The following is a 24,771-nucleotide window of genomic DNA, read 5'->3' on the forward strand; positions in this document are numbered from 1 at the left end:
TGTGCACGTTGTCGGGCAGCACGATGGTGCCGCCGCCGGTGATCATGTGGAAGGTCGACCACTGAGCGGCCGCGTGCATGAACGGCGGGACCACCAGCAGCGTCATCCGGCCCGCGCCCGATGCCGCGTGCGTGGCGATCGCCTCGTAGGAGGCGAACGGCTCGGTCGTGCCGAACGGCGTGCCGCCCATCGAGGAGACGTAGACGTCGTCCTGGCGCCAGAGCACGCCCTTGGGCATCCCGGTCGTGCCGCCGGTGTACATCATGAAGACGTCGTCGCCGGTCGGCGTCGGCATGCCGGCGGCGGGGGCGGGTGTCGCGAGGGCGTCGCTCCACCACACCGCGCCGGGCAGCAGCTCGTTCTCGGACTCGTCGGGGATCTGCACCAGCACCCGCAGCCCCGGAACCTGCTCCCGCAGCTGCGCGACCTCGGGCGCGAACTCGGAGGAGAAGATCACCGCACGAGCGTCGGCGTCGTCGAACAGGTAGGTGAGCTCCTCCACCACATAGCGGTAGTTGACGTTGAACGGCACCACGCGGGCTCGGTAGGAGCCGATCAACGCCTCGAGGTACTCGGTGCGGTTGCGGGAGAAGATCGCGAGGTGGTCCTGGCCCGACAGGTGGCCCGGCAGCTCCTCACGCGGCGTGTGAGAGCCCAGGCCCTGGGCGACGAGGAAGTGCGCGAGGCCGTCGGCGCGGCGATCCATCTCGGCGTAGGTGACGCGACGGTCGCGCCAGACCATCACCTCCTGGTCCGGCACCGCTCCCGCGACGGCACCGAAGACGGAGGCGAGAGCGAATCCGGACGGGTCCATCACAGCGGCCATGCGCGCAAAACTAGAACTGGTTCTATAGCGTGGCAAGCGTCACGCTCCTATGGTGGACACCTGTCCAGTTTGGGCCCGCGACCACCCCCTCCCCACACCAGGAGCCACGTCATGCCCCAGCCCATCCGGGTCTTCCAGGTCGCCACCGGCAACGTCGGGAGCGAGATGGTCAAGCGACTGCCGGCGCATCGCGACCTCGAGCTGGTCGGCGTGCACTGCTACTCCGCCGAGAAGATCGGCCGCGACGTCGGTGAGCTCGCCGGCCTGCCGCCGCTGGGCATCCGCGCCACCGGCACGATCGAGGAGCTCCTCGCTGCGCGCCCCGACGTCGTGACCTTCCACGGCGTGTGGCCCGACGTCGACCTGTACGAGCGGGTGCTCGAGGCCGGCATCGACATCGTCACCACCGCCGACTGGATCACCGGGCACCATCGGGTGGCGAACAAGTCGCACCCCTCGGGTCGCAGCGAACGAGAGATCATCGCGGACGCCTGCGAGCGGGGCGGATCGACGTTCTACGGCACCGGCATGAACCCCGGCCTCGCACAGATCCTCACGGTCGTCCACTCCGCCGACGTCGCCGACATCGAGAACGTCACCTGCGTCGAGTCGGTCGACGTCTCCTGCCACCACTCGGCCGAGACCTGGCGCAACTGCGGCTTCGGCGACCCCGCCGACGACCCGGAGGTGCCGCGGAAGCTGGAGATGGGCACCCGCGTCTTCGGCGACGGCGTCCACCTGATGGCCGACTGCCTGGGCCTGGAGCTGGACGAGGTGACCTTCCACTGCGAGCTCGGCGCCTGCGACGAGGACGTCGACCTCGGCTGGTATCGGCTCCCGAAGGGGTCGGTGGGTGGCGCGGCGTTCCAGTACGTCGGACGCGTGGACGGCGTCGCACGGGTGGAGCTGCACATCGAGTGGCAGATGACGCCGGAGACCACGCCGAGCTGGAAGGTCGAGGGCTGCTACATCACGAAGATCACCGGCGACCCGTGCATCTACTCCAAGCACATGATCTTCCCCAAGCCCGGCACCGACTTCTCCTCCGTCGAGGCGTTCGCCGCCATCGGGATGACCGTCACGGGCCTGCCAGCCCTCAACGCGATCGCCTCCGTCGTCGCGGCACCGCCCGGCATCGTCACCAGCGCGGACCTGCCGCTGCGGGCGTTCGCCGGCCGGTTCGCGCAGTAGCCCCATCGCCGACCGGCGGCGGGGTGGGCGGTGAGATACAGAGGAAAGGGCCGGACGGCGACCCGACGGTCGGTGAGATACGGAGGAAACCGCGCGGGCGAATCCTCCGTAGGTCACCGCCTCCCGGCCGCGCGGTGCACAGAACCTCCGTAGATCACCGCTCCCCCGGCGCGAACACGTCGGCGATCTCCGCACGTGTGTACGGCGGGTGGCTGCCGGCGTCGCGCCACGCGAGGAACTGGTCGGCGGGCGGCGCGAAGCGACCGAGGTACCCGCCGGCCGCCACCAGCACCTCGCCGCTCACCTGGGAGCCCGCGTCGGAGCCCAGGAAGAGATAGAGGGGCGCGACGTACTCGGGCGCGGACGGCGACAACGAGGCGTCGCGGACGACGTCGTCGATCAGACCGCGGGCATGGAGGTCGGCGATCTGCGCCTCGTAGTCGGGGCCCTGGGAGAGCCGGGTGCGCGCACCGGGCGCGACGGCGTTGACCCGGACGCCGTGCTCGCCCAGCTCCGCGGCGAGCGCGTAGACGAGACTGTTGATCGCGCCCTTGCCGGCCGGATAGCCGGTGCCGCCGTACATGCCCGTGGCGGCGTGGGAGCTGGTGAGCACGATCGACCCGCGGCCTCGCTCGACCATGCCCGGGGCGAACTCCCGACAGGCCAGGAACGCCGTGGTCAGGTGGGCGTCGATCAGCTCGCGCCACTCCTCCACCCCGATCGTGAGGATCGAGGAGCCCGGCGGCTCGGGCGCCCCCGCGCACACCACGAGCGCGTCGACCGCGCCGAACTCGACCTCGGCCATCCGCCGGCACTCAGCCACCACCGCCGGCTCCGAGGCCGACCCGACGACGCCGATGGCGGAGCCACCGGCACGCAGCACGGCGCCGACGGTGTCACCCACCGCCTCAGGCGCGCGCCCGTTCACGACGACGTGAGCGCCGGCGACGGCGTAGGCCTCCGCCACCGCGCGGCCGATCCCGCGCGAGCCGCCGATCACGACGACCACCCTCTCGGTCAGCCCGGCACCATCATCAGGACCGGCCCCCGTACTGAGATGTTCAGACGGCGCGACCATCAGGCGGCGTCGCGCGGGACGATGAAGAGTCCGTCCGCCTCGACGGCGACCCCGGCGCCGCCGGCGATCGAGGCGTGCACGCGGATCTTGCGGCCCTCCTCGGAGACGATGCGTCCCTCCAGCTCCACGGGGCCGAGCGGGAGGGGCGCGACGTAGCGGAGTGTGAGCGTGCCGGTCGCGGTGAAGCGCTTGAACTGGGATGCCGTCTCGCCCATCAGGTGGTCGAGCAGGAGCGCGCTGACTCCCCCGTGCACGTGGCGGGGCGGTCCCTCATAGGCAGCGCCGAGATGCAGGGAGGCCCTGACGACGCCGTCGTCGCCGTGGCGGGTCTGCATCGGCGGTGCGATCGCGTTGCGCAGCCCGACCGCGGCATTGCCCCAGTTGGCCGCGCGCCCGCTGGCGTTGAACCGCACCCCCGCCGCGAACGGACGGGTGCGGCGCTCCAGCAGGTCGTTCGCGCGACGCAGCAGCTCCGCGGCCTCGGCGACGTCCGCCTCGTCGGCCTCGCTCCGGATCGTCAGGTCGACGAGACGCCGGGCCTGCGCGGTGAGCGGTGCGAAACGCGTCTCGATCTCGTCGAAGTACGCGTCGGGCAGGTCCACGAACTCGAAGGACTGAGCGAGGCTAGACACCTGTCCAATCTAGTGCACCCCTGGAGTCGCCAGAAATAGTTGACGCGTGTCAAAAAAGGCGTAGTGTCCACGCCGTGCCTCAGGTCACCCCCTCCGCTCCGCCCACGGTCGCCGTCATCGGCGCGGGCATCAGCGGGCTCACGACGTCCAAGATGCTCGCCGACTACGGCATCCCGTTCACCACGTTCGAGGTCTCCGACCGCGTCGGCGGGAACTGGGCCTTCGAGAACCCGAACGGGATGAGCAGCGCCTACCGCTCGCTGCACATCGACACATCCAAGCATCAGCTGTCCTTCAAGGACTTCCCGATGCCGCAGGACTACCCCGACTTCCCCCACCACACCCTGATCAAGGCCTACCTCGACGACTACTGCGACGCCTTCGATCTGCGCGAGCGCATCGAGTTCGGCAACGGCGTCGAGCACGCCGCGCGCCTCGACGGCGGCGGTTGGGAGATCCGCGACCAGGCGGGTGCCACGCGGCACTTCGACCTGCTCGTGGTCGGCAACGGCCACCACTGGGACCCGCGGATGGCGACCTTCCCGGGCGAGTTCACCGGCGAGAGCTTCCACTCGCACCACTACGTCGACCCATGGGCGCCGTTGGAGCTGATGGGCAAGCGGATCCTCGTGATCGGCCTGGGCAACTCGGCCGCCGACATCGTCGTCGAGCTCTCCCAACGCGCGCTGCGCAACGAGGTCACCGTCTCCACCCGTAGCAGCGCCTGGATCGTGCCCAAGCTGATCAACGGCAAGGCCGCCGACATGAGCTACCGCACCATCCCGCAGGTGCCGCTCGCGTGGCAGCGCAAGATGGCGCAGTGGGGGCAGCGCTTCACCGCCTCCGACCCGACGCTCTACGGACTGCCCGCGCCCAACCACAAGTTCTTCGAGGCCCACCCGACCCAGTCCGGTGAGCTGCCGCTGCGCCTGAAGTCGGGCGACGTCACCCCCAAGCCGAACGTCGTCCGGTTCGAGGGACCGACGGTGCACTTCGAGGACGGAACCCACGGCGACTTCGACGTGATCGTCTACGCCACCGGCTACAACCTGACGTTCCCGTTCTTCGACCCCGACTTCATCTCAGCGCCTGACAACAAGATCGACCTCTACAAGCGGATGTTCAAGCCCGGCATCGACGACCTGCTGTTCGTCGGCTTCGCCCAGGCCACGCCCACGCTCTTCCCCTTCGTCGAAGCCCAGGCGCGGCTCGTGGGTGCCTACGCAGCCGGGCACTACCGACTGCCCGACATCGCCACCCAGCACGAGGTGATCGCAGCCGACCACCGCAAGTACATGGGTCACATGCTCGATCGGCCCCGTCACACCCACCAGCTCGACTACTTCGTCTACGAGCACGACCTGCGCACCCGCGAGATCCCCCGCGGGCGCGATCGTGCGCAGCGGCTGGGGGCTCCCCCGCTCAGCGGACGTGCCCCTCGGGCCCTGGACACCGCCGCGCCGAGCGCATGAACGACGTCGCCGTGGCCACTGACGATCCCGCCGGTCCCGCCGGCCCGACACACGCCAAGGGAGACCGTCGTCGGGCGGCACTCCTCCACGCGCTCGAGGAGCACCTGCAGGTCGACGGCAGCCTGGAGTCGATCAACATCGCCGAGCTCTCCCGGCGTGCCGGCGTCACCCGGTCGGCCTTCTACTTCTACTTCGAGAACAAGGCCGCGGCCCTCGGCGCGTTGATGGCGGAGATGTATGACGACTCCATCCGCGCGACGGCGCTCCTCACCGAGACCGGCACCCCGGCGGAGAACATCGAGGCGACGGTCCGCAGCCTCTTCGACACCTGGGAACGGCACCGCCATCTCTACCGCGCCATGTTGGAGGCGCGCGGCACGAGCGCCACGGTGCGCGAGCTGTGGGAGAACGACCGCAACTCCTTCGTCCCCCTCGTCGCAGCGATGATCACCGCGGAACGGGACGCCGGACGGGCGCCGTCGGCGGACGATGCTGTGGCCGCCGAGGCGCTCGCGAGCGTCCTGCTGGAACTCAACGACCGCATGCTGGAGCGCCTCGCGCTCGGCGGCCCCCTCCCTCGGGAGCAACTCGTCTCCACCGTCGTCCACGTGTGGCTCACCTCGATCTACGGGAGCAATCGATGACCGTCACCAGCGCGCCCCCCGCAACGGTCGCGATCGACTCCCACGGCGACCCGTTGGACGCCTGGCACTGGACCGGGCGCGGCGACGCCCTGTCGTCAGCCGCGGGCCGGCCCGTGGTCGTCATGGCGCACGGCTTCGGCGGCACCAAGGACTCTGGCCTGGCACCCTTCGCCGACGCGCTGGCGGCCGCGGGATGCGACGTCGTCGCCTTCGACTACCGCGGCTTCGGCGCCTCGGGCGGCACGCCGCGCCAGACCGTCTCCGTCGCGCGGCAGCTCGACGACTATCGCGCCGCGACATCGTGGGCGCGCACGCTCCCCGGCGTCGACCCGGACCGGGTCGTGCTCTGGGGCGTCTCGCTCTCGGGCGGTCACGTGCTCACCCTCGCTGCGGGCCGCGACGACGTGGCGGCGGTGATCTCGGTGACGCCGCTGGTCGACGGCGTGGCTGCGGGACGGTTGGCGCTGCAGCACCACTCGGTCGGCCAGCTCGCGCGCTCGAGCCTGATCGGCATGCGCAGCCGGGTCGGCGAAGCGCGGATGATCCCGATCGTCGCTCGGCCGGGCCAGGTCGGCGCACTCACCCTCGACGGCGCGCTGGAGGACTACCAGGCGATCGCGGGGCCGACATGGCGCAACGAGATCGACGCGTCGGTCACCCTCGAGCTCGGTGGCCTCAAGGCGGTCAAGGACGCCGAGCGGGTCAGCGCCCCCACGTTGGTGCAGATCGCGGATCACGATCGCTCCGCCCCACCCCACGCCGCCGCGAAGGCAGCCTTCGCGGCGCGAGCGCGCGTGCACCACTACCCCGGCGACCACTTCGACGTCTGGCCCTCACGGGCGTGGCACGACCCCGCGGTGCTCCACCAGGTGAGGTTCCTGCAGCAGCTCTTCGGCTGACCGGTGGTCGAGAAGCCGTCCCGAGGAACGATGGACGGCTTCTCGAAACCCCCCGTCAGCCGACGTCGGCGCTCGACCCACCCGGTTTCGAGACGGCCTCGTTCCTCGGCCTCCTCGACCACCGTCGGTCGCGCCAGCGAGCGTCTCGAAACCCCCACCAGCCAACGCAGACGCCCGACCCACCGGGTCTTCCGACGGACGTCCCGGCGACCTCCTCGGCCACCGGCGCGGGTCAGACCAGCGCGAGCGAGCCCAGGTCGCGGATCGCCGCACAGGCGCGGGTGACCATCGCGGCGAACATCGCGTCACCGCGCGCGGTCCGGGTGCCGTAGGCGCAACCGAAGATCGCGACCAGCGGGCCCTGCAGCATCGCGAACCGGTAGTCGTCCCAGCAATCGTCGAACGAGTAGTCCGTGACACCGAAGCCCAGCAGGGCCTGGTGATAGGCCGCAACCAGGGCACGTTCGTGCTCGCGGCGGAGCTCGACGTCGAGCGAGGTGCCGAGCAGGTACGCGAGGTCGCGGCCGGGAAGGCCCAGCGAGAGCGTCTGCCAGTCGACGGCGACCACGCCGCCCGGGTAGCCCTGCCCGACGTCGGGTGGGAAGAGCAGGTTGTCGAGGCGGTAGTCGCCGTGCACGAGGCCGAACCGCTCGGCCCGTGCCAGGGTCCACGCCTCGATGTGCGGGACGACGTCGCGCAGCGTCGCGGCGGTGTCATCGTCGAGCAGGTGCCCGATGCCGTCGAGGAACAGCTCGTTCGTCGGCCCGTACAGCTCGGCCAGCATCGCGGCGTCGTCCGGTCCGCTCAGCGTCAGGCCGTCGATGTCGAGCAGAGCCGGGTCGCACCAGCGCGGTCCGTGCAGACCCGCGAGATTCACCACGGCGTCCTCGGCGCGGGCACGGTCGCACCCGGCGATCTGGTCGCCCTGCTCAGCGGGCGCGAGGTCGGCCATCACCAGCGTGAACTCCGCGCCCGAGTCGGTCGAGACGGCGAGGTGGCAGGCGGGCACGCGGATCGCCACGGTGGGGGCGAGTTCCGCGTAGAACCGGATCTCGCCGCGGTAGGTGCCCGCCACCAGCTCCCGCGTCCCCGGGTCGGCGGCCGGCAGCTTGACGAGCACGCTCGCCGGAACCCGCGATCCGCTGTCGTCCATCGCATCGAGGTGCAACCGGAAGCAGGTGCCGATCTGACCGGTGCCGACCTGCTCACGACGTACCTCGCGGATCTCCGCGCCGAACACAGCGCTGGCCCACGACTCCGTCAACTCCTCGGGAGTGGTGACGAGGCGACCACGGGCGCTCATCGCGCCCAGCCCGGGTTGGCGGGGAGCGCGTCGAGCGTGGCCGGACGGATCCCCCGCCACGCTGCGACGACGGGCTCGAGCTCGGTGGGCGTCGCCCCGTGCAGGACGACGCTGTCGGCGCCGGCGTCCAACTGGTCGGCGATGCGCCGCGCACACTGCTCCGGCGTACCGGTCGCGCTGGCGGCCAGCCAGTGGGCGGGCAGTGCCTCGTCGCGGAGCCGGCTCAGCTCCCCGGTGGTGCCGATCGCGTCGAAGGCGCCGGGGTAGCCCTGCACGAGCGGGTGCTCGCGGAAGCGCTGGAGGTCGGCGAGGTCCCACCGGTTCGCCCGCACCAGCACCTCGCCGTAGCCCTGCAGGTAGGTGGCGAGGCGACCCACGAGCTTGCGCAGCCGCAGCTCCTCGGGGACGTCGTCGGTGACGGTGGCGAGGACCGACCAGACGCGCACGGAATCGGGGTCGCGGCCGGCCTCCTGCGCAGCGCGCCGGATCACTCCGACGGCGCGGCGCAGCGTCTCGTCGGCGAAGAAGGTGTGCAGCACGACGCCGTCGGCGATCCGCCCTGCGAGTTCGAGGGACTTGTCGCCGATCGCCATCATCATGATCGGGATGCGCTCATCGAAGGAGCTGTCCTGGCTCAGGTAAGGGAAGGTGCCTGCCGGCCCCTGGTGCCCCGCCACGGCGCCGCCCGACCACAGCGTGCGGTAGATGCCCGCGACGTCGACCAACTGCGCGCCGGTGACCTGGGGGATGCCCATCAGGTCGAACAGCACCCCGAAGCCCCGCCCGAGCCCCAGGGCGTAGCGGCCCTCGGAGACCCGGTGCGCGGTCATCGCCATCGTGGCAGTGACGAGCGGGTGGCGGGTGTTGTGGTTGGTGGCGGCCGTCGCGATGCCGATCCGCGTGCTCACCCCGGCCGCGACGCCGGCCATCACCGCGGCGTCCTTGACGTTGAAGCGCTCGGACAGGAAGACCGAGCCCAGGCCGAGACCCTCTGCGTGGCGCACCTCGTCGACCAGATCGCGGGGCGAGGCGGAGTGCCCGGCCAGCCCGTAGCAGGCCAGCTCGGGGAACTCCTGGCGCAGCACCGCCCCGCTCATGCCTGGGCCGGCATCGTGGCGAAGGGGCGAGTCCGTCCGCGCTGGGCGATCCTGCGCCCCAGCACCGGACGGAGCACGGGCACCAGAGGCCGGCCCACCAGCCTCATCGGTCCGGCATTGCGTCGGGTGTCGGCGACGACGTCGGCCCAGGAGTGGTGCTGGAAGCCGAGCGCCTCCTGGGCACGCGTGGTGTCCATCCAGTCGGTGGCGAACCAGGTCGTGTCGTCGTCGGGATCTCCGGGGGGCGAGAGCGGCATCAGCCCGGGGAGGCCGGCGGCGGCGGTCAGGTCGCGCGAGATGTCGCGCTGGTGGAGACGGTGGGTGTCGTCGCCGCCGATCAGCAGGATCTCCCCGGTCACCTGCGCGGTGGTGGCCGCGGCGAAGGCGTGGGCGACGTCGCGGACGTCGACGGTCTGGATGCGACCATCGCTGGGCAGCAGGGTGCCGAAGTGCAGCATGTCCAGGTCCACGCCGCTCTGCCGTTCCGTGCTCATCACACCGCCCAGTCGCAGCACGACCCACTCCAGCGCGCTCTCACGCACGATCTGCTCGGCCTCGGCCTTGAGCAGTCCGTAGAGGTCGGTCGGTCGCATCGGGAGGTCCGCGGTGAGCACGGCCCCGTCTGTTCCGGTGGCGAGGTCGACACGATGCGGGTTGCGAGCGCCGTAGACCGCCACGCTCGAGGCGTGCACGATGCGGGGGCTCCTCGGCAACGCCTCCGCGTGCTCGAGCAGGAGGCGTGTCGCGTCGACGTTGACCCGCCGCGCCAGCGCGGGCTGGGCGTAGCAGAGCGGCGGGATGATCGCAGCGAGGTGCACCACGGCGGAGGGAGCGACCAGCGTGAGCAGCCCCTCCACCTCGCCCGAGGAGGTGAGGTCGCACCACTCGACACGGACACCGGGGCGATCCCGCCAGCCGCGCGCGACTCGCTCCGTCGACGGCGTACGGATGTCGGTCGCCACCACCGGCACGCCCAACTCTGCCAACCGCGCGACCGTCGCGCGTCCGACCAGTCCGCAGGCGCCGGTGACCAGGACCGGGACCGAGTTCTCATGTCGTGCCATGCCGGTCATCGTGGTCCGAAATCAGACACCTGTCCAGCAAGAACGCGGAACTTCTTGACGCGTGTCAATTGAACGGGTTCCATGGGCGGGTGACCACTGAGACCTACGACACACTCATCGTCGGCGGCACCTGGTTCGACGGCACCGGCGCACCACCGGCGGTCCGCGACCTCGGCATCCGCGACGGTGTCGTCGTCGCGGTCGTCGATCCCCGCACGACCTCACTGGCTGCCGGGCCCGACACGAGGATCATCGAGGCGCAGGGTCACTGGGTGATGCCGGGCATGGTCGACATCCACACCCACTACGACGTCGAGGTGCTCGACGGGCCGTCCCTGGAGGAGTCGGTGCGGCACGGCATGACCACGATCTTCCTCGGCTCCTGCTCCCTCTCGACCATCCACGTCGACGAGACCGATGCCGGCGACCTCTTCGGCCGGGTGGAGGCGATCCCGCGCGAGCACGTGATCGACGCCGTCGGCCGCCACCGCTCCTGGAGCACGCCGTCGGAGTACGTCGCGGCGCTCGAGGCACTGCCGCTCGGCCCGCAGATCGCCGGATTCATCGGCCACTCCGACATGCGCGCCGCGACGATGGGGTTGGACCGCTCGACGCGCGAGGGCGTGCGCCCGACGTCGTCGGAGCAGGCACGCATGGAGCAGATGCTCGACGCCGCCCTGGACGCCGGCTTCGTCGGGATGAGCAGCCAGCAACTGCTCTTCGACAAGCTCGACGGCGAGGTCTGCCGCTCCCGCACGCTGCCCTCGACCTACGCCAAGGCGCGCGAGCTGCGCCGTCTCAACCGCATCCTGCGCCGCCGCGGCCGCGTGCTGCAGTCGGGTCCCGACATCAAGAACCCCCAGTCGATCGCCTCCCAGGCCTTCACCTCGCTCGGCATCGGCCGACCGAAGCTGAAGACCTCGCTGCTCTCGGCCGCCGACATCAAGGCGTTGCCGTTCGTCATCAAGATCATGGGTCCGCTCGCGGGGCTGATCAATCGCCTCGGTGGCGACTTCCGGTGGCAGCACCTGCCCGTGCCGTTCGAGGTCTACGCCGACGGCATCGATCTGGTCATCTTCGAGGAGTTCGGTGCCGGCGCCGCCGCGTTGCACCTGGCGGACCACGTCGCCCGCGACGAGCTGATGCGCGACGAGGCCTACCGCCGCGCCTTCCGCGAGGACTATGACCAGAAGTACGGCCCGCGCGTATGGCACCGCGACTTCTTCGACGCCGAGATCGTCGCGTGCCCGGACGCCTCGGTGGTCGGCAAGTCCTTCGGTCAGGTCGGGCTCGACCGCGGCGGCCTGCACCCTGTCGACGCGTTCCTCGACCTCGTGCTCGACCACGGCACCGCTCTGCGGTGGAGGACGACGATCTCCAACCATCGCCCCGAGCTGCTGAAGAAGATGGCCGTCGAGCCCGGCATCCAGTTCGGCTTCTCCGACGCCGGTGCCCACCTGCGCAACATGGCCTTCTACAACTTCGGCCTGCGCCTGCTCAAGCACGTGCGCGACGCCCGGCCCGCCGGTCCCCCGTTCATGAGCGCCGAGCACCCCGCCCACCGACTGACCGGGGAGCTCGCCGACTGGTACGGCATCGACGCGGGCCACCTCCGCGAGGGCGACCGCGCCGACCTGGTGATCCTCGACCCCGACGCACTCGACGAGCGGCTCGAGGAGTACCACGAGGCGCCGGTGGCGCAGTACGGCGGACTGTCCCGCATGGTCAACCGCAACGACGACGCCGTCCGCGCCGTCTTCGTCTCCGGCCGCCAGGTCGTCGACCATGGCGTTCCGACGGAGTTGCTCGGACGCGAACGCACCGGGTCATTCCTCCGCGTCGGCCAGCGGACCGCGCCGGTGCCCGCCCGGGTGGTGGGTGGCAGCCGGGAGCGGTGACCTGCTGAGGAAAGGTCGGAGGCCCGTCCTCAGCGACTCACCGCGACGGCGGGCGGCTCCTCAGTCGGCGGTGAGGAACTCCGCGATCAACGCGTTGACGGCGTCGGGTCGCTCGACGGCGAGGAAGTGGCCGGCGCCGGGGACGACGTCGACGCGCGCGTGGGTCGGGAGTGCGCGTTCTGCCAGGCGGGCGAAGCGGATGTCGAGACAGCCGTCGTCGGCGCCCTGCAGGTAGAGGTAGGGCACGCGCGGGAGGTCCATCCACCCCTGGGCCCAGGTCGTGTACGGCGCGCGAGCCCACAGCCACGGTCTGGCCAGGTGCCGGTAGTAGCTCAGGACGGCGCGCGCCCGCGACTGGTCGGGCACGGCGGCTCTCACGCGGGCGACGTCCTCACGACCGTCGTAGCCGGGCGACCAGTCACGCCACAGCTTGCCGAGGAGGCGCTCGAACCACCGCTCGCTCAGGCCGGGCACCTGGTTGGCGCCGATGTACCAGCTCTTGCGCGGCTGGCGCAGGATCGCGCCGAGCCAGGTGCGCAGACCGTCCCGACGCGGTCCGAGCGCCTCGAACGGCGGCACCGCGAGCGCGACGACGCGGGCGAACGGCGAGTCCGGATGCGCGGCGAGGCCGTTGGCGATGATCGCTCCCCAGTCGTGGCCGACCAGCATCGCGCGCTCGTCGCCACCGAGCGCGCGGTGCAGCGCGACGACGTCCGACATCAGGGCGGGCACCGTGTAGAGGCCGTCGCTGGGGATCCCGCTGGGTCCGTAGCCACGCAGGAACGGCGCCGCGACGCGGAAGCCGTGCTCGGCGAGAGCCGGCCCCAGGTGGCGCCAGCACCAGGCGGTGTCGGGGAACCCGTGCAACGCGATGACCAACGGCGCGCCCGGCTCACCCCACGTCAGCACGCTCGCGGTGTGGGTGGGCAGCGGGACGGTCAACGTTGCAGGTTGGTCGGTCACGCCTCCACCCTCTCGCGCGTCGGCCCCCCGCACACGACGGCGCGCGCCGGCGCTCGCGTCGTCACGGCGAGCACCACGGCCGCCAGCACGAAGCAGACCGCCACGTAGGGCAACGAGCCGACGTCCGGCCCGCCGTCGATGGTCTGCGGCAACGCGACGATCCACAGCCCCGCCATGGCGATGAGGTAGGCCACCCCGTAGACGGTGCCGAAGTCGCGACGCACAGGACCGCGCGTCGCGACGACGCGGGTCAGCTCCCGGGCCGCGATCACCCCGCACAGCCCGAGCAGGGCCACCATGCCGACGGTCGAGATCACGTCGGGCAGATCCGGAGCCGCTTGGAGCAGCGTGGCCGGCAGCTGCCCCGGGGCCGAGGCGATCGGGGTGAGGACGCCGACGCCGATCGCCGGCGCCAGCACCGAACGCGCGGTCCTGCGGGGGCGGCGCTGCAGGATCATGACGGCGCAGAACGCGAACGCCGCCGGCATCACGACCGCGAAGTTGACCATGCTCGAGATCGGTACGGAGGCGACCCGCGGCCCGTTCGTCGCGACCGTGAGGTCCCAGATCCACCAGTCGCGCTGCGGACCGAGCATGTCGAAGATCTCGTAGAACACGTGGTGGACGGCGCCGACGCAGGCACCCGTCACGAGCGCCGCGCGCAGCCGTGAGCGGCCGACGTCGACCTGCCAACGCGCCACGATCGCCCAGGCCAGCGACACCATCGCCGGGTAGAGCAGCAGGATGTACAGCGGCATGCGTTGCTTGATCAGGCCCACGGTGAACTCGTTGTGCACGAACACGACGCCGACCTGGTCCTCGATGCCGAAGACGTGCGGGAAGTACAGCGGCGGCTCCAGCACCAGCACGTAGACGATGGCCGCCAGCCAGATGCCGAGCGGCACCGCGTCGCGGTCGCGCCGGAGCGCGCGAACTCCCCACACGAGCGCCGCGATCGCACCGCTGATCATGACCAGTTCGATGACCGGCATGAGGGCGTCGGTCAGCCCGAACGGGTTGGTGACGTATCCGATCGGGTTCGCGTCCTCGCACGGGTTCCCGTCGAGTCCCGCGAGCTGCTCGGCGAGCTCGTGGAACCGTGGCGAGCCCAACCCCTCCGCGCCGACCGCGGACTCCACGGCGCCGCTCACTCCTGCTCGGCGGCGGCCTCCGCGGCGCCGGCAGACTCCGCGGCCCGGGCCGCCTTGGCCCGCGCCCTGGCCGCGTTGTCGATGGTCTGCTCGACCAGGGAGTTCAGCCGCGCGCCGTGGGGCCAGCCGGCGTAGTGGCACATCAAGATGACCAGCTCGCGCAACGCCTCGTCGTCCAACTCGCCGGCGGCGTGCGCCGCCGGGATCTGGATGTTCAGGACGTCGTGCTGATTGCTGCCGACCAGCAGCCCGATCAGGAACAGCCGACGGTCGCGATCGGACAGGCCGGGCCGGTTCCAGATGTCGGCGAAGAGGTGCTCGACGGTGTAGCGGAAGAAGTCGCCCTCCATGTCGTTCATCTCGAACCCGTAGACGTGCTCCATCTTCTCCAGCCCGCGACGGCGCGCCTCCGGAAGATCGTCGAACTTGCCGGTGCCGCCCATGTCACCCATGTCAGGAGTCCTTTCCAGCCGGAACCCCGAGACCGGGGCCGAGTCGGTCGATGGCGAGCTCGGCGAGCGGCACCTCGACGCCGAGCTCGCGAGCCAGCTCGATGGCGAAGCCGAGGTCCTTCTCGCCGAGGGAGGTGACGTTGCTGAAGACGCCGTACCAGAAGTCGTCGGCCGGCAGGGCCGAGGTGGACTCGCGGTGCATGATCGCGCCCGCACCGCCGGTGATCGCGTCGGTGTGGCGCACGACGTCGCCCAGTGCCTTGAGGTCGAGGCCGGCCGCCTCGGCCAGTCTCATCGCCTCCGTCGCGGCGGTGAAGGAGACGAAGTGCATCATGTTGCGCGCCAGCTTGAACGTCGTGCCCGAGCCGATCGGACCGGCGTGCACGACCTTGCTGCCCATGGTGCGCAGCACCGGCTCGGCGGCCAGGAACGCCTCCTCCTCCCCGCCGACCAGGATCGCCAGCGAGCCGTCGGCCGCGCCCATCGCGCCACCGGACACGGGTGCATCGACCACGCGCACACCCTGACGAGCCGCGGTGACGGCGAGCTGGCGCGGGGTGTGCACCGACACGGTGGAGTGGATGACGACCGTGAGCCGGTCGCCGGCCACGCCGAGGATCTCCCCCATCACCTCCCGCACCTGGGCGTCGTCGCGGACCATCAGGCACAGCACGTCGCAGACGGCGGCCATGGCCGCGACACTCTCGGCGGCGCGGGCACCCGCCCGTTCGGCCTCGGCCAGCGGCTCGGCCGCGATGTCGTACACGAGGACGTCGAGGTCGGCATCCTCACGCTGCGAGGCGAGCCGCAGCGCCATCGGCTTGCCGATGTTGCCGAGCCCGACGAATCCGACGGTGAGAGTCATGTCGTGTCCTATTCGCGCATCAGAGACGGAAGGTCTGGCCGCCGTCGACCGCGAGGATCTGGCCGGTCACCCAGGAGGCGTCGTCGGAGAGCAGGAAGAGGAGCGCGCCGACCATGTCGTCGACCGAGCCCATCCGCTTGATCGCGAGGCTGTTGCGCACGATGTCCTTCGCGGCGTCGCCGGCCTGCACCTTGGTCGCCTCGGTCGCCGTCGGACCGGGGGCGATCGCGTTGACGCGGATCTTCTGGCCGCCGAGCTCGTGGGCGAGCTGTTGGGTGAGGCTGTTGATCCCCGCCTTGGCGAGACCGTAGAAGCCGGAGTAGAGGTAGGCCGCCGTCGAGCTCTGGTTGACGATCGCGCCGCCGCCACGCTTGGCGATCTCGGGGTAGATCGCCCGGGTCATCACCAGCGCGCCGTCCATGTTCACCGCCATGAACCGGCGGTAGTAGTCCCAGTCGACGCTGATCAGGAGGTTGAACTCCATGTCGCCGTAGATGGCGGCGTTGTTGACCAGGTGGTCGATGCCGCCGAACTCCTCGACGGTGCGCTCGACGAGCGCGGCCGCGGACTCCGCGGAGGAGACGTCGCAGGCGACGAAGATCGCCCGGCCGCCGTCCCCGTTGATCGACGCGGCGACCTTCGCGCCGGACTCGGCGTTCATGTCGGCCACGACGACGGCGGCGCCCTCGGCGGCCAGCGCGCGGGCGTAGGCCTCGCCGATGCCCTGGGCCGCGCCGGTGACGACGACGGTCTTGTTCTCGAAGCGGTTGTTCATGGGGTTCCTGTTCTCACGGTGCTCGCAATGTGATGCGCTGGTGCGGTCTGTCGGCTCACTCGGTTTCGACTCGCCGTCGCGACCTCGTTCCTCGGTCGCCGCGACGGCGGCTCGTCTGGTCTGTCGGCTCACTCGGTTTCGACTCACCATCGCGACCTCGTTCCTCGGTCGCGGGCTCGCTCAACCCGCTGGCTTGTTTCCCGCCATCGTTCCTCAGGCGGGAAACGCCAGCGTCTTCGTCTCGAGGTACTCCTCGAATCCGGCGACGCCCATCTCACGACCGATGCCGGACTGCTTGTAGCCACCGAAGGGCGCGTCCGGGCTGAACCAGACGCCACCGTTCACGGCGAGGGTGCCGGTGCGGATGCGGTCGGCGACGGCCTTGGCACGGTCGAGGTCGGCGGAGTCCACCGAGCCCGAGAGGCCGTAGGCGGAGTCGTTGGCGAGCCGGACGGCGTCGTCGTCGCCGTCGTGCGGGATGACGACGAGCACGGGTCCGAAGATCTCCTCCTGCGCCAGACGCGAGGAGTTGTCCAAGCCCGCGACGACCGTCGGGGCGATCCAGTTGCCCGGCTGGTCGATCACGTGGCCGCCGGTGGCGAAGGTGCCGCCCTCGGCGCGGGCGACGTCGAAGTACGCCGCGACGCGCTCGCGCTGAAGCGGCGAGATGACCGGGCCGCAGATCGCGCCGGGGTCGGCCGGGTCCTTGGCCCCGATCGACTCCATGGTCGCCGCGGCGACCTGCACGGCCTCGTCGTACTTCTCCCGCGGCACGATCAGGCGGGTGGTGATCGCGCAGCCCTGCCCGGCGTGGATGCAGGCGGCGAACGCCGTGCCACCAGCGACGGCCGCCACGTCGGCGTCGTCGAGGGCGATCGCGGCGGACTTGCCGCCGAGCTCGAGGAAGACCTTCTTCAGCGTCGGCGCGGCCGCGGCCATGATCGCCTTGCCCACCGACGTCGAGCCGGTGAAGGAGACCATGTCGACGCGCGGGTCGACGCTCAGCTGCGCGGCGACCTCGTTGGAGCGCGGCATCACGACGTTGAAGACGCCGGCCGGGATGTCGGTGCGCTCGGCGACGAGCCGACCCAGCTCGGCGGCAACCCACGGAGTGTCCGGCGCCGGCTTGAGGACGACGGTGCAACCGGCGGCGAGCGCCGGGCCGACCTTGGCGAGGTTGATCTGCGTGGGCACATTCCACGGCGTGATCGCGGCGACGACGCCGACCGGCTCGCGGCGAACCGTGCGACGCGAGGGGATGCCCATCGGCTCCGCGACGCCGAGGTCGGACTCGAACTCGTAGGTCTCGGCGAGGTCGGTGACCCACTTCAGGCCGCCGACCGGGACGTCGAAACCAGCCGCGCCCATCATGAAGCCGGGCATGCCGACCTCGGCCGTCGTGAGGTCCTTGAAGTCGTCGGCCACCTCCAGCAGCGCATCGTGCAACTGGCGCAGGCACCGGACGCGGAAGTCGCGGTCGGTCGACCAGTCGGTCTCGTCGAACGCGCGACGGGCGGCGGCGATGGCGGCGTCGACGTCGTCGGCGGTGCTGTCGGGGGCGACGCCGATCTCCTCACCGGTGGCGGGGTTGAAGATCGGATACGTCGCGCCGCTCGAGGCCGGGCCGAGCTTGCCGTCGATCAGCTGCTGGGCGGCGGGGGTGTTCAGGGTGCTCACGCCGTGGCCTCCGGCGCCGGCGCCTGCGTGACGTACTGGCCTGCCTCGACCGGCGGCGGCCACACCGTGGAGGGCAGGTCCTTGTGGTGGTAGTGCCCCGGCACCTCGTGACCGTAGACGTTCATCCGCTTGAGCAGCGTGTCCGGCGCCTTGTCGGCCTTGATGATCTCCATGAAGGTGTGCGCGGTCGACGGCATGTCGAACCAGTCGCGTTGCCAGGCGATCTTCACCTGACCGGCGTCCTCACCCTCGGTCTGACGCTCGACGCCGAACCAGGAGCCACCGATGCCGAGGATCTCGAACTCCTCGCCGGAGTCGTCGAGGATGCCCGAACGCTGCTTCCAGAAGCCGAGCACCATCGACTTCTGCTCATCGATCATGGTGCAGACGTAGTCGTAGTGCCAGCCGTCGAGGCCGTCCATCTCGATGCCGATCGCCCAGTCGCGGATCTGGTCGCGGCCGACCGCCATGAAGTGCTCGTCGGGGTGGTACATCCACCCGTAGGTCGCGTCGACGGCGTAGTGCTCGGCCATCACGCGCCAGTCGCCGGTGCGCTCGGCCTCGCGGTTGATGTCGAGCCAGCTCTGCCAGAACTCCTCGATCTCGGCCCGGGTCAGGTCGCTCATCTGCTCAGTCCTCTTCGGTGATGCTCAGCGCCATCGCTGGGCAGTACTTCACGGCCGACACCACGTCGGGCCGCAGGGATTCGTCGGGGTGCTCCTCGAGCACCGTCACCAGGTCGGCGTCCTCGTCGAAGCCGAAGACGTCGGGGGCCTCGCCCTGGCACATCTGGTGCCCCTGGCAGAGGTCCAGGTCGGCGACGACGGTGAAGGAGGCGCCGGTCACGACGTCCGCCTCCGGTAGCGCGCACGGCACGGGCGCTGCAGCTGGATGACCATCTTGGAGTAGTCGTCGCGGTAGGTCTCGCTCGGCTGGACGAGCTCGAACTCGAAGTCGCGCAGCAGCACCGAGAAGATCGCCTTGATCTGCATCATCGCGAACGCGTTGCCCACGCACCGGTGCTTGCCGGCGCCGAAGGGGATCCAGGTCCAGCGGTTCTGCAGATCCTCCTGGCGAGGGTCCTGGTACCGGGCCGGGTCGAACGACTGGGCGTTCGGGAAGTCCTCCTCGATCCGGTTCGACACCCGCGGCGAGGAGGCGACGATCGTGCCCGGCGGGATGACGTGCCCGGCCAGCTCGATCTCCTCCACGACCTGGCGCATCAAGATGATCAGCGGCGGGTGCAGCCGCAACGTCTCCTTGATGACCGACTCCAGCTGCGGGATGGAGCGCAGCGAGCGGAAGGAGATCTCCGAACCGTCGGCGTAGAGCTCGTCGAGCTCGGCGACCACGTCGGCCATCACCTCCGGGTGGCGCATCAACTCGATGAGCGTCCACGCCGAGGTGCCCGACGACGTGTGGTGTCCGGCGAAGAGCATCGAGATGAACACGCCGGTGATGTAGTCGGCACTCATGTCGATCGAGATCAGGACGTCGAGCAGGTCGCGCTCGTCGCGCGGCACCACTCCTCGCTGCCTGCGCCGGTCGATGATGTCCTGCACCAGGGCCACGAGCGTCTCGCGGGAGCGGTCGCGGATCTCGAAGGCCTCCACGCCCTCCATGTACGGGTCGACGTAGGCCAACGCGTCGGTTCCGCGCTCGAGCCCGTGGTAGGCCTCGGCGAAGCGGTGGTCGATCTCCTCGCGGAACGGGAGCCCGACCAGGCAGGCCGCGGTGTTGTAGATCGTCAGCTCCGCGAAGAAGTCGAGCAGGTCGATCTCGCCCTCGTCGCCCCACGCGGCGACCATCCGGTTGATCTCGTTCTCGATCGTGGTGGCGTGACCGCGCATCTGGTCGCCGCGCAGCGCCTGGTTCTTCAGTGCCTGCTGCCGCTCCTCGGGCGAGGCGTCGAAGACCACGCCCTTGCCGAAGATCGGCGTCATGAACGGGTAGGCCGCCGCCTGGTCGAGGGTGGAGTCGGGCGCCTTGAAGAACTGCTCGTTCACCTCGGCACCGGTCACCATGATCACCTCCTTGCCGGCGATCCGGAACCGACCGATCTCGCCGCACTCGGCGTACACGCGCTCGAGCAGCGCGACCGGGTCGGTGCGCATCTCCGCGAGGTGACCGTGCCCGTCGGGGTCCGGGACGGCGACCGAGACCTCGGGGATGTCGCCGATCGAGGCCGGGCTGGGCGCGGTGGTCGTCACGGTCGGTCCTCCACGGGGGCTTCGGGATTGACTTCGATGAGGTTCACGTGGACGCCGCGGGGGGCGTCGACGACGAAGCGGATCGCGTCGGCGAGCGCCTGGGGCTTGAGGAAGTGCGGGTGCCGCGCGAGACCGAACTTGATCCAGCCGGTGAGAACGTCGGCGGCGTCGCCGTCGTCCCACTCGGTGCCCATCTCGCTCCAGGTCGGGCCCGGCCGCACGATGCTCGCCCGGATGCCCGAGCCCTCGAGCTCCATCTGCAGGGCGTGCACCATGCCCTCCAGCCCCCACTTGCCGGCCGCGTAGGAGGACATGAAGGGCCGTGCGCGCACGGCGACGTCGGAGGAGACGAACACGACGTCGCCCCGCTGGCGTTCGATCATCCCGGGCACGAACGCCTGCACGAGGCGCTGCGCGCCGATGATGTTGAGGTTCAGCTCGTCGGTGAAGCGCTGGGCGCCGACCTCGTGGATCTTGCCCGGCTCGGTGCGGCCGGCGTTCGAGACGACGACCTCGATGTCGCCCAGATCGGCGGTGACCTTCTCCGCGAACGTCGCGACGGACTCGTCGTCGGTGACGTCGAGGTGGGAGACGACGACCTCCCCGCCGCTCTCGCGGATTCGGGCGGCGAGGTCGTCGAGCTTCTCGACGCGGCGGGCACCGAGCGCCACCGGGTAGCCGGCCGCGGCCAGGGTGAGCGCCGTCGTCTCGCCGATGCCCGAGGAGGCGCCTGCGATGACGACCGGACGGCGATCGGGCCGGGCGTACTTCGAGGGGGCGCTCATCGGGTCGCCATCGTGACGTCGAGGCCCGCGAAGCCACGCACGCTCACCGAGTGCACGCGACGCGCCGTGGTGGCATCGACCTCGAGGTGACGCACCCGTCGCACCATCTCCTCCAGCACGATCCGTGCCTCGAGCCGCGCCAGGTTGGCGCCGAGGCAGAAGTGCCGACCGCCGCCGAAGCTGACGATCTGCGACAGCTCCTCCTTGGGGCGGCCGATGTCGAAGCGGGCCGGATCGGTGAAGACGCGTTCGTCGCGGTTGGCCGAGCCGATGATCAGCAGCATCTTGGAGTCCGCGGGGGCGACGACACCCTCGACCTCGACGTCCTTGAGCAGGTGCCGGGCGAGCATCTGGCTGGAGGTGTCGTGACGCAGCGTCTCCTCGATCCACGGCGTCACCAGCGAGACGTCGTCGGGTGAGGCGAGCACCTGACGGAGCTGCTCGGGGTTCGCGGCCAGGTGGAAGAGCGCGTTGCCGAGCAGCTTGGTGGTGGTCTCGTTGCCCGCCACGACCATCAGGAAGAGAAAGGCGATGATCTCCTGGTCGAGCAGCTTGTCGCCGTCGATCTCGGCGTCCAGGAGGGCGGAGGTGAGGTCGTCGGTGCGGCGCCTCTTCCGCTGCTCGAGCATGTCGGCGTAGTACCCGACCAGCCACAGCGAGGACTCCATCGCCGCCGGCGGCACGTCGCGGATGCCCTCCTCGCGGTGGACGACGAGGTCGGCCTGACGACGCACCTCGGCGCGGTCCTCCACCGGCACGCCCATCATCTCGGAGATGACGTCCATCGGCAGCTTGCCGGCGAACTCCGCGATCCAGTCGAACTCGCCGTCGCCCTCGAGCACGAGGTCGAAGTAGTGGTCGGTGAGCTCCTGCACGCGTGGGGCGAGCTCGCGCACGCGTCGCGGGGTGAAGGCTCGCGAGACCAACGACCGCAGCCGCTGCTGACGCTGGCCGTCCAGGCCGAGGAACGACATCACCTTGTGGGCGTCGGGACCCCAGGCGGACTTGTCGACCGAGACCCCCATGGCGTTGGAGTAGGTGCTGTCGTCACGGAACGCCGCGACGACGTCGGCGTGCCGGGAGAGCGCCCAGAAGTCCTGCTCGGCGTTGTAGTAGAGCGGCGCCTCGGCCCGCAACCGGGCGTAGGCGGGATACGGGTCCTCTTGGAAGTCGTAGTCGTAGGGGTCGAGCGCCCAGGAGGAGGCGGCGTGCCCCGGTTCGAGCAGGGTCATCAGTGCCCCTTCATGATCACGGCGACCACGGCATCGAGCCGCTCGCCCATCTCGGTGTAGGTGAACAGGCCCATCCCGGCCTGGAGCAGGGCTCCGGAGTAGGCCAGGATCAGCGTCTCCAGCAGGTCGTCGGTGGCGTCGTCGCCCAAGGCGCGCTGGAAGCTGGTGATCAGCTCCGCACCGATGCGCACCCGCAGCCGGTCGACGTCCGGGTCGGTACTCAGCAGCGCCGGGGTGGCGGCAGCAGCGAGTGCGGGCGAGTCGGCGAGCAGCGTGGCCATGTGACGGGTCACGGCCCGTACGCGCGTCACAGCGTCCGCATCGGGGATGTCGATCTCGTGGGCCTGCAGGTAGCCCAGGAAGAGCTCGGCGAAGAGATGGTTCTTCGAGGCGAGATAGGTGTAGGCGGTGGCGGGCGAGACGCCGGCGCGCGCGGCGACGGTGCGTACCGTCACGGCCTCGTGGCCCACGAGCCGCAGCTCCTCCTCACCTGCCGCCAGGAGCTTGGTGAGCGTCTCGGCCTGGCGGGCGCGCAAACCCTGCCGTGAGACCTTGAACACGTGGCTGGACACCTGTCCAGGTTAGAGCCATCGACGACTCCCCGCAAGGCCCCACGTTGACCCGTCTTCAGACAAAGACGGGTCGACCGGGTTGCGCGGGTTGACCCGTCTCTACTTCAAGACGGGTCAACGCCACACGGCCTCAGGCCAAGGCGTAGGCGGTGCCCCGTTCCTCGCGCACCCACAGCACGCCGTCGCCGGCCGTCGGACCCTCCGCGGCGAGCTCGCGCTTGAGCACCTTGTTCGTCGCAGTGGCCGGCAGCTCGGCGGCCACGCGCACGAAGCGCGGGCGCGCCTTCGGCGAGAGGTCGGCCTGCTCGTCGAGGAACCTCTCGAAGTCCGACGGCGTGAGGCTCGCGCCGTCGACCAGCACGACGGCGGCCATCACCTGATCGCCCACCCGCTCGTCCGGGACGGCGTACACCGCGACCTGGCTGATCTCGGGCAACCGGATGAGCACCCGCTCGATCGGCGCGGCCGCGAGGTTCTCGCCGTCCACCCGCATCCAGTCGGCCGTGCGGCCGGCGAGGTAGATCCAGCCGTCGGCGTCGCGGTAGGCCAGATCGCCCGACCAGTACATGCCGTGGCGCATCCGGTCGTTCATGGCCTGCTCGTCGTTGTAGTACCCGGAGAAGTAGCCGGCGCCGGTGGTGTTGACCAGCTCGCCGACGGCCTCCTCGGGGTTCGCCAGCGCGCCGTGCTCGTCGAAGACGGCGACGGCGCACTCGGTGACGCTCTCGGCGTCGTAGATCGCGACGCCGTCGAAGCCCTTGCCGATCGAGCCCGGCGGGGTTCCCGGCTCGCGGGTGATGATCACCGCCGTCTCGGTGGAACCGAAGCCGTCCCAGACCTCGCAGTCGAAGCGCCGCATGAACTCGTCGATGTCGCGGTCGCTGGCCTCGTTGCCGAACGCGATCCGCAGCGGGTTGTCGGCGTCGTCGGGCCGCTCGGGCGTCGCGAGCACGTACGCGAGCGGCTTGCCCACGTAGTTGAGATAGGTGACGCCGTAGCGGCGGACGTCGTCGAGGAACGAGGACGCCGAGAATCGCGCCGGCACCATCGCTGCACCGCTCCCCACCGCCACGGTCCAGCCCGCGAGCACCGCGTTGGAGTGGAACAGCGGCATCGAGAGGTAGCAGACGTCGTCTGCGGTGATCGAGAACTTGTCGATCAGCGTCGCACCGGCGAAGAGCACCATCAGGTGGGCGACCTGCACGGCCTTGGGGTCGCCGCTCGTGCCGGAGGTGAAGATCATCATGAAGGTGTCCATCGCGGTCACCTCCCGGAGCGGGACGAACTCCGCCGCGCCGTCCTGCAGGTCCGACCACTCGGAGCCCGACGCACGGATCACGCGCACCCCGGCTGCCGCGAGGTCGGCCTCGACGCCGTCGAGCAGCGCGGCATGCTCGTCGTCGACGACCAGCACCTGGGCGTGCGACTTCACGACGTCCTTGACCAGTCCCTCGCCGCGGCGGGTGGTGTTGATGCCGACGAGCACGTAGCCGCCGAGCGCAGCACCGGCCATCGCCTCGAGCATCGCGGGAGTGTTGCCCAGCAGGACCGCGACGTGCGGCGGGCGGGCGTCGTCGAGCAGCCCGATGAGCGCTGCCGCCTGGCGTTGCGCCGTCGCACAGTGCTCGCGCCAGCTGATCTCGACGTCACCGTGCTTGAGGCCGACCGAGTCGTCGCCCATCCGCTCCCGCAGCAGCTGCTGCACCGTCTCGGCCATGTGCTCCCCCTCCGAACAAAATTGACGCGCGTCAATTTAGGTCCGGCACCAGGGTGTGTCAACGGTCACACGTCACTCGACTGCTGCCGGTCCGCCCAGGGCGGTGAGTCGCCGAGGCTTTGCGTCGCCCGAGTCCGCGGCGGCGGTGACGTGCTGAGGTTTCGACGGCGGCGAAACCTCAGCACGTCACCGCCGCGCCACCAGGAACCTCAGTAGGTCACCGCCCCACCGGGCGCGACCTCGACCACGCCGCACCGGGGCAGCGGGA

Annotated in this window: 24 protein-coding genes; 5 read left to right on the plus strand and 19 right to left on the minus strand. The window is 70.5% G+C overall.

The genetic code is table 11. The features are described from left to right. Positions 1–826, minus strand: an 826-nt coding sequence (locus KSO97_RS03365; RefSeq protein ID WP_232676503.1) for an AMP-binding protein, incomplete at its 3' end; no start/stop codon positions are given. A 111-nt stretch (positions 827–937) separates the two neighbouring features. Here KSO97_RS03365 and KSO97_RS03370 point away from each other — a divergent pair. Further along, entirely contained in the window at positions 938–2,017 is a 1,080-nt protein-coding gene (locus tag KSO97_RS03370; protein WP_232676504.1) for a hypothetical protein, read from the plus strand. A 154-nt stretch (positions 2,018–2,171) separates the two neighbouring features. Here KSO97_RS03370 and KSO97_RS03375 read toward each other — a convergent pair whose 3' ends face one another. Both KSO97_RS03375 and KSO97_RS18175 read right to left on the minus strand, forming a co-directional pair. Then, positions 2,172–3,017, minus strand: a complete 846-nt coding sequence (locus KSO97_RS03375) for an SDR family NAD(P)-dependent oxidoreductase (RefSeq protein WP_232676505.1) — start codon at positions 3,015–3,017, stop codon at positions 2,172–2,174. Positions 3,018–3,094: 77 nt separating this feature from the next. Next, positions 3,095–3,727: a PaaI family thioesterase gene (locus KSO97_RS18175; protein ID WP_232676506.1), complete on the minus strand. Its 633-nt coding sequence runs from the start codon at positions 3,725–3,727 to the stop codon at positions 3,095–3,097. A 74-nt stretch (positions 3,728–3,801) separates the two neighbouring features. On the opposite strand from KSO97_RS18175, the gene KSO97_RS03385 reads away from it, so the two are divergent. The 3 genes from KSO97_RS03385 to KSO97_RS03395 are packed head-to-tail and all read left to right on the plus strand — an operon-like array spanning position 3,802 to position 6,742. Next, positions 3,802–5,199, plus strand: coding sequence for an NAD(P)/FAD-dependent oxidoreductase (locus KSO97_RS03385; protein ID WP_232676508.1), 1,398 nt, complete (start codon positions 3,802–3,804; stop codon positions 5,197–5,199). 11 nt (positions 5,200–5,210) lie between these two features. Beyond that, positions 5,211–5,843, plus strand: a complete 633-nt coding sequence (locus tag KSO97_RS03390) for a TetR/AcrR family transcriptional regulator (RefSeq protein WP_232676509.1) — start codon at positions 5,211–5,213, stop codon at positions 5,841–5,843. Then, positions 5,840–6,742 carry an alpha/beta hydrolase gene (locus tag KSO97_RS03395; protein ID WP_232676510.1) on the plus strand — a complete coding sequence of 301 codons (903 nt, stop codon included), beginning with the start codon at positions 5,840–5,842 and terminating at the stop codon, positions 6,740–6,742. Before KSO97_RS03390 ends, KSO97_RS03395 begins: the two co-directional genes overlap by 4 nt. Positions 6,743–6,974: 232 nt before the next feature. Here the strand turns inward: KSO97_RS03395 and KSO97_RS03400 are convergent, their stop codons facing one another. Genes KSO97_RS03400 through KSO97_RS03410 form a run of 3 tightly spaced genes read right to left on the minus strand, consistent with a single transcriptional unit; the run spans position 6,975 to position 10,206 of the window. Beyond that, positions 6,975–8,045, minus strand: coding sequence for a phosphotransferase family protein (locus KSO97_RS03400; RefSeq protein WP_232676511.1), 1,071 nt, complete (start codon positions 8,043–8,045; stop codon positions 6,975–6,977). Beyond that, entirely contained in the window at positions 8,042–9,142 is a 1,101-nt protein-coding gene (locus tag KSO97_RS03405; protein ID WP_232676512.1) for a TIGR03857 family LLM class F420-dependent oxidoreductase, read from the minus strand. The genes KSO97_RS03400 and KSO97_RS03405 overlap by 4 nt, the downstream gene beginning before the upstream one ends. Beyond that, complete coding sequence (locus tag KSO97_RS03410) at positions 9,139–10,206, minus strand: NAD(P)-dependent oxidoreductase (RefSeq protein ID WP_232676513.1); 1,068 nt, start codon at positions 10,204–10,206, stop codon at positions 9,139–9,141. Before KSO97_RS03410 ends, KSO97_RS03405 begins: the two co-directional genes overlap by 4 nt. A gap of 89 nt (positions 10,207–10,295) precedes the next feature. Here KSO97_RS03410 and KSO97_RS03415 point away from each other — a divergent pair, with 89 nt between their 5' ends. Next, the gene (locus tag KSO97_RS03415) at positions 10,296–12,104 is read left to right on the plus strand and encodes an amidohydrolase family protein (RefSeq protein ID WP_232676514.1); all 1,809 of its coding nucleotides are present in this window, start codon (positions 10,296–10,298) and stop codon (positions 12,102–12,104) included. A gap of 60 nt (positions 12,105–12,164) precedes the next feature. Here KSO97_RS03415 and KSO97_RS03420 read toward each other — a convergent pair whose 3' ends face one another. The 13 genes from KSO97_RS03420 to fadD1 all read right to left on the minus strand — a co-directional run bounded on the left by KSO97_RS03420 (position 12,165) and on the right by fadD1 (position 24,503). Next, positions 12,165–13,067 carry an alpha/beta fold hydrolase gene (locus tag KSO97_RS03420; RefSeq protein ID WP_232676515.1) on the minus strand — a complete coding sequence of 301 codons (903 nt, stop codon included), beginning with the start codon at positions 13,065–13,067 and terminating at the stop codon, positions 12,165–12,167. Continuing rightward, positions 13,064–14,206, minus strand: a complete 1,143-nt coding sequence (locus KSO97_RS03425) for a hypothetical protein (protein WP_232676516.1) — start codon at positions 14,204–14,206, stop codon at positions 13,064–13,066. Before KSO97_RS03425 ends, KSO97_RS03420 begins: the two co-directional genes overlap by 4 nt. Positions 14,207–14,214: 8 nt before the next feature. Beyond that, entirely contained in the window at positions 14,215–14,670 is a 456-nt protein-coding gene (locus KSO97_RS03430; RefSeq protein WP_232676517.1) for a carboxymuconolactone decarboxylase family protein, read from the minus strand. Between the two features lies 1 nt (position 14,671). Further along, positions 14,672–15,535 carry an NAD(P)-dependent oxidoreductase gene (locus KSO97_RS03435; RefSeq protein WP_232676518.1) on the minus strand — a complete coding sequence of 288 codons (864 nt, stop codon included), beginning with the start codon at positions 15,533–15,535 and terminating at the stop codon, positions 14,672–14,674. Between the two features lie 19 nt (positions 15,536–15,554). Next, a complete protein-coding gene (locus tag KSO97_RS03440) occupies positions 15,555–16,310 on the minus strand; it encodes an SDR family oxidoreductase (protein WP_232676519.1) in 756 nt (251 codons plus the stop codon). A gap of 213 nt (positions 16,311–16,523) precedes the next feature. Further along, positions 16,524–17,987 (minus strand): aldehyde dehydrogenase, encoded by a 1,464-nt coding sequence (locus tag KSO97_RS03445; RefSeq protein WP_232676521.1) that lies wholly within the window; start codon positions 17,985–17,987, stop codon positions 16,524–16,526. After that, positions 17,984–18,613 (minus strand): hypothetical protein, encoded by a 630-nt coding sequence (locus KSO97_RS03450; protein WP_232676522.1) that lies wholly within the window; start codon positions 18,611–18,613, stop codon positions 17,984–17,986. The genes KSO97_RS03445 and KSO97_RS03450 overlap by 4 nt, the downstream gene beginning before the upstream one ends. A gap of 4 nt (positions 18,614–18,617) precedes the next feature. Beyond that, positions 18,618–18,833 carry a ferredoxin gene (locus KSO97_RS03455; RefSeq protein WP_232676523.1) on the minus strand — a complete coding sequence of 72 codons (216 nt, stop codon included), beginning with the start codon at positions 18,831–18,833 and terminating at the stop codon, positions 18,618–18,620. Then, positions 18,830–20,197 carry a cytochrome P450 gene (locus KSO97_RS03460; RefSeq protein ID WP_308188251.1) on the minus strand — a complete coding sequence of 456 codons (1,368 nt, stop codon included), beginning with the start codon at positions 20,195–20,197 and terminating at the stop codon, positions 18,830–18,832. Before KSO97_RS03460 ends, KSO97_RS03455 begins: the two co-directional genes overlap by 4 nt. Further along, a complete protein-coding gene (locus KSO97_RS03465) occupies positions 20,194–20,982 on the minus strand; it encodes an SDR family oxidoreductase (RefSeq protein ID WP_232676524.1) in 789 nt (262 codons plus the stop codon). Before KSO97_RS03465 ends, KSO97_RS03460 begins: the two co-directional genes overlap by 4 nt. Continuing rightward, positions 20,979–22,214, minus strand: a complete 1,236-nt coding sequence (locus KSO97_RS03470) for a cytochrome P450 (protein ID WP_232676525.1) — start codon at positions 22,212–22,214, stop codon at positions 20,979–20,981. Before KSO97_RS03470 ends, KSO97_RS03465 begins: the two co-directional genes overlap by 4 nt. Beyond that, on the minus strand, positions 22,214–22,786 hold the full coding sequence (locus KSO97_RS03475; protein ID WP_232676526.1) for a TetR/AcrR family transcriptional regulator: 573 nt from the start codon (positions 22,784–22,786) through the stop codon (positions 22,214–22,216). The genes KSO97_RS03470 and KSO97_RS03475 overlap by 1 nt, the downstream gene beginning before the upstream one ends. 130 nt (positions 22,787–22,916) lie before the next feature. Continuing rightward, entirely contained in the window at positions 22,917–24,503 is a 1,587-nt protein-coding gene (fadD1, locus tag KSO97_RS03480; protein WP_232676527.1) for a fatty-acid--CoA ligase FadD1, read from the minus strand. Positions 24,504–24,771: the final 268 nt, after the last annotated feature.

Origin of the sequence: Nocardioides sp. R-C-SC26, assembly GCF_021246465.1 — a bacterium.
GTDB lineage: Bacteria > Actinomycetota > Actinomycetes > Propionibacteriales > Nocardioidaceae > Nocardioides.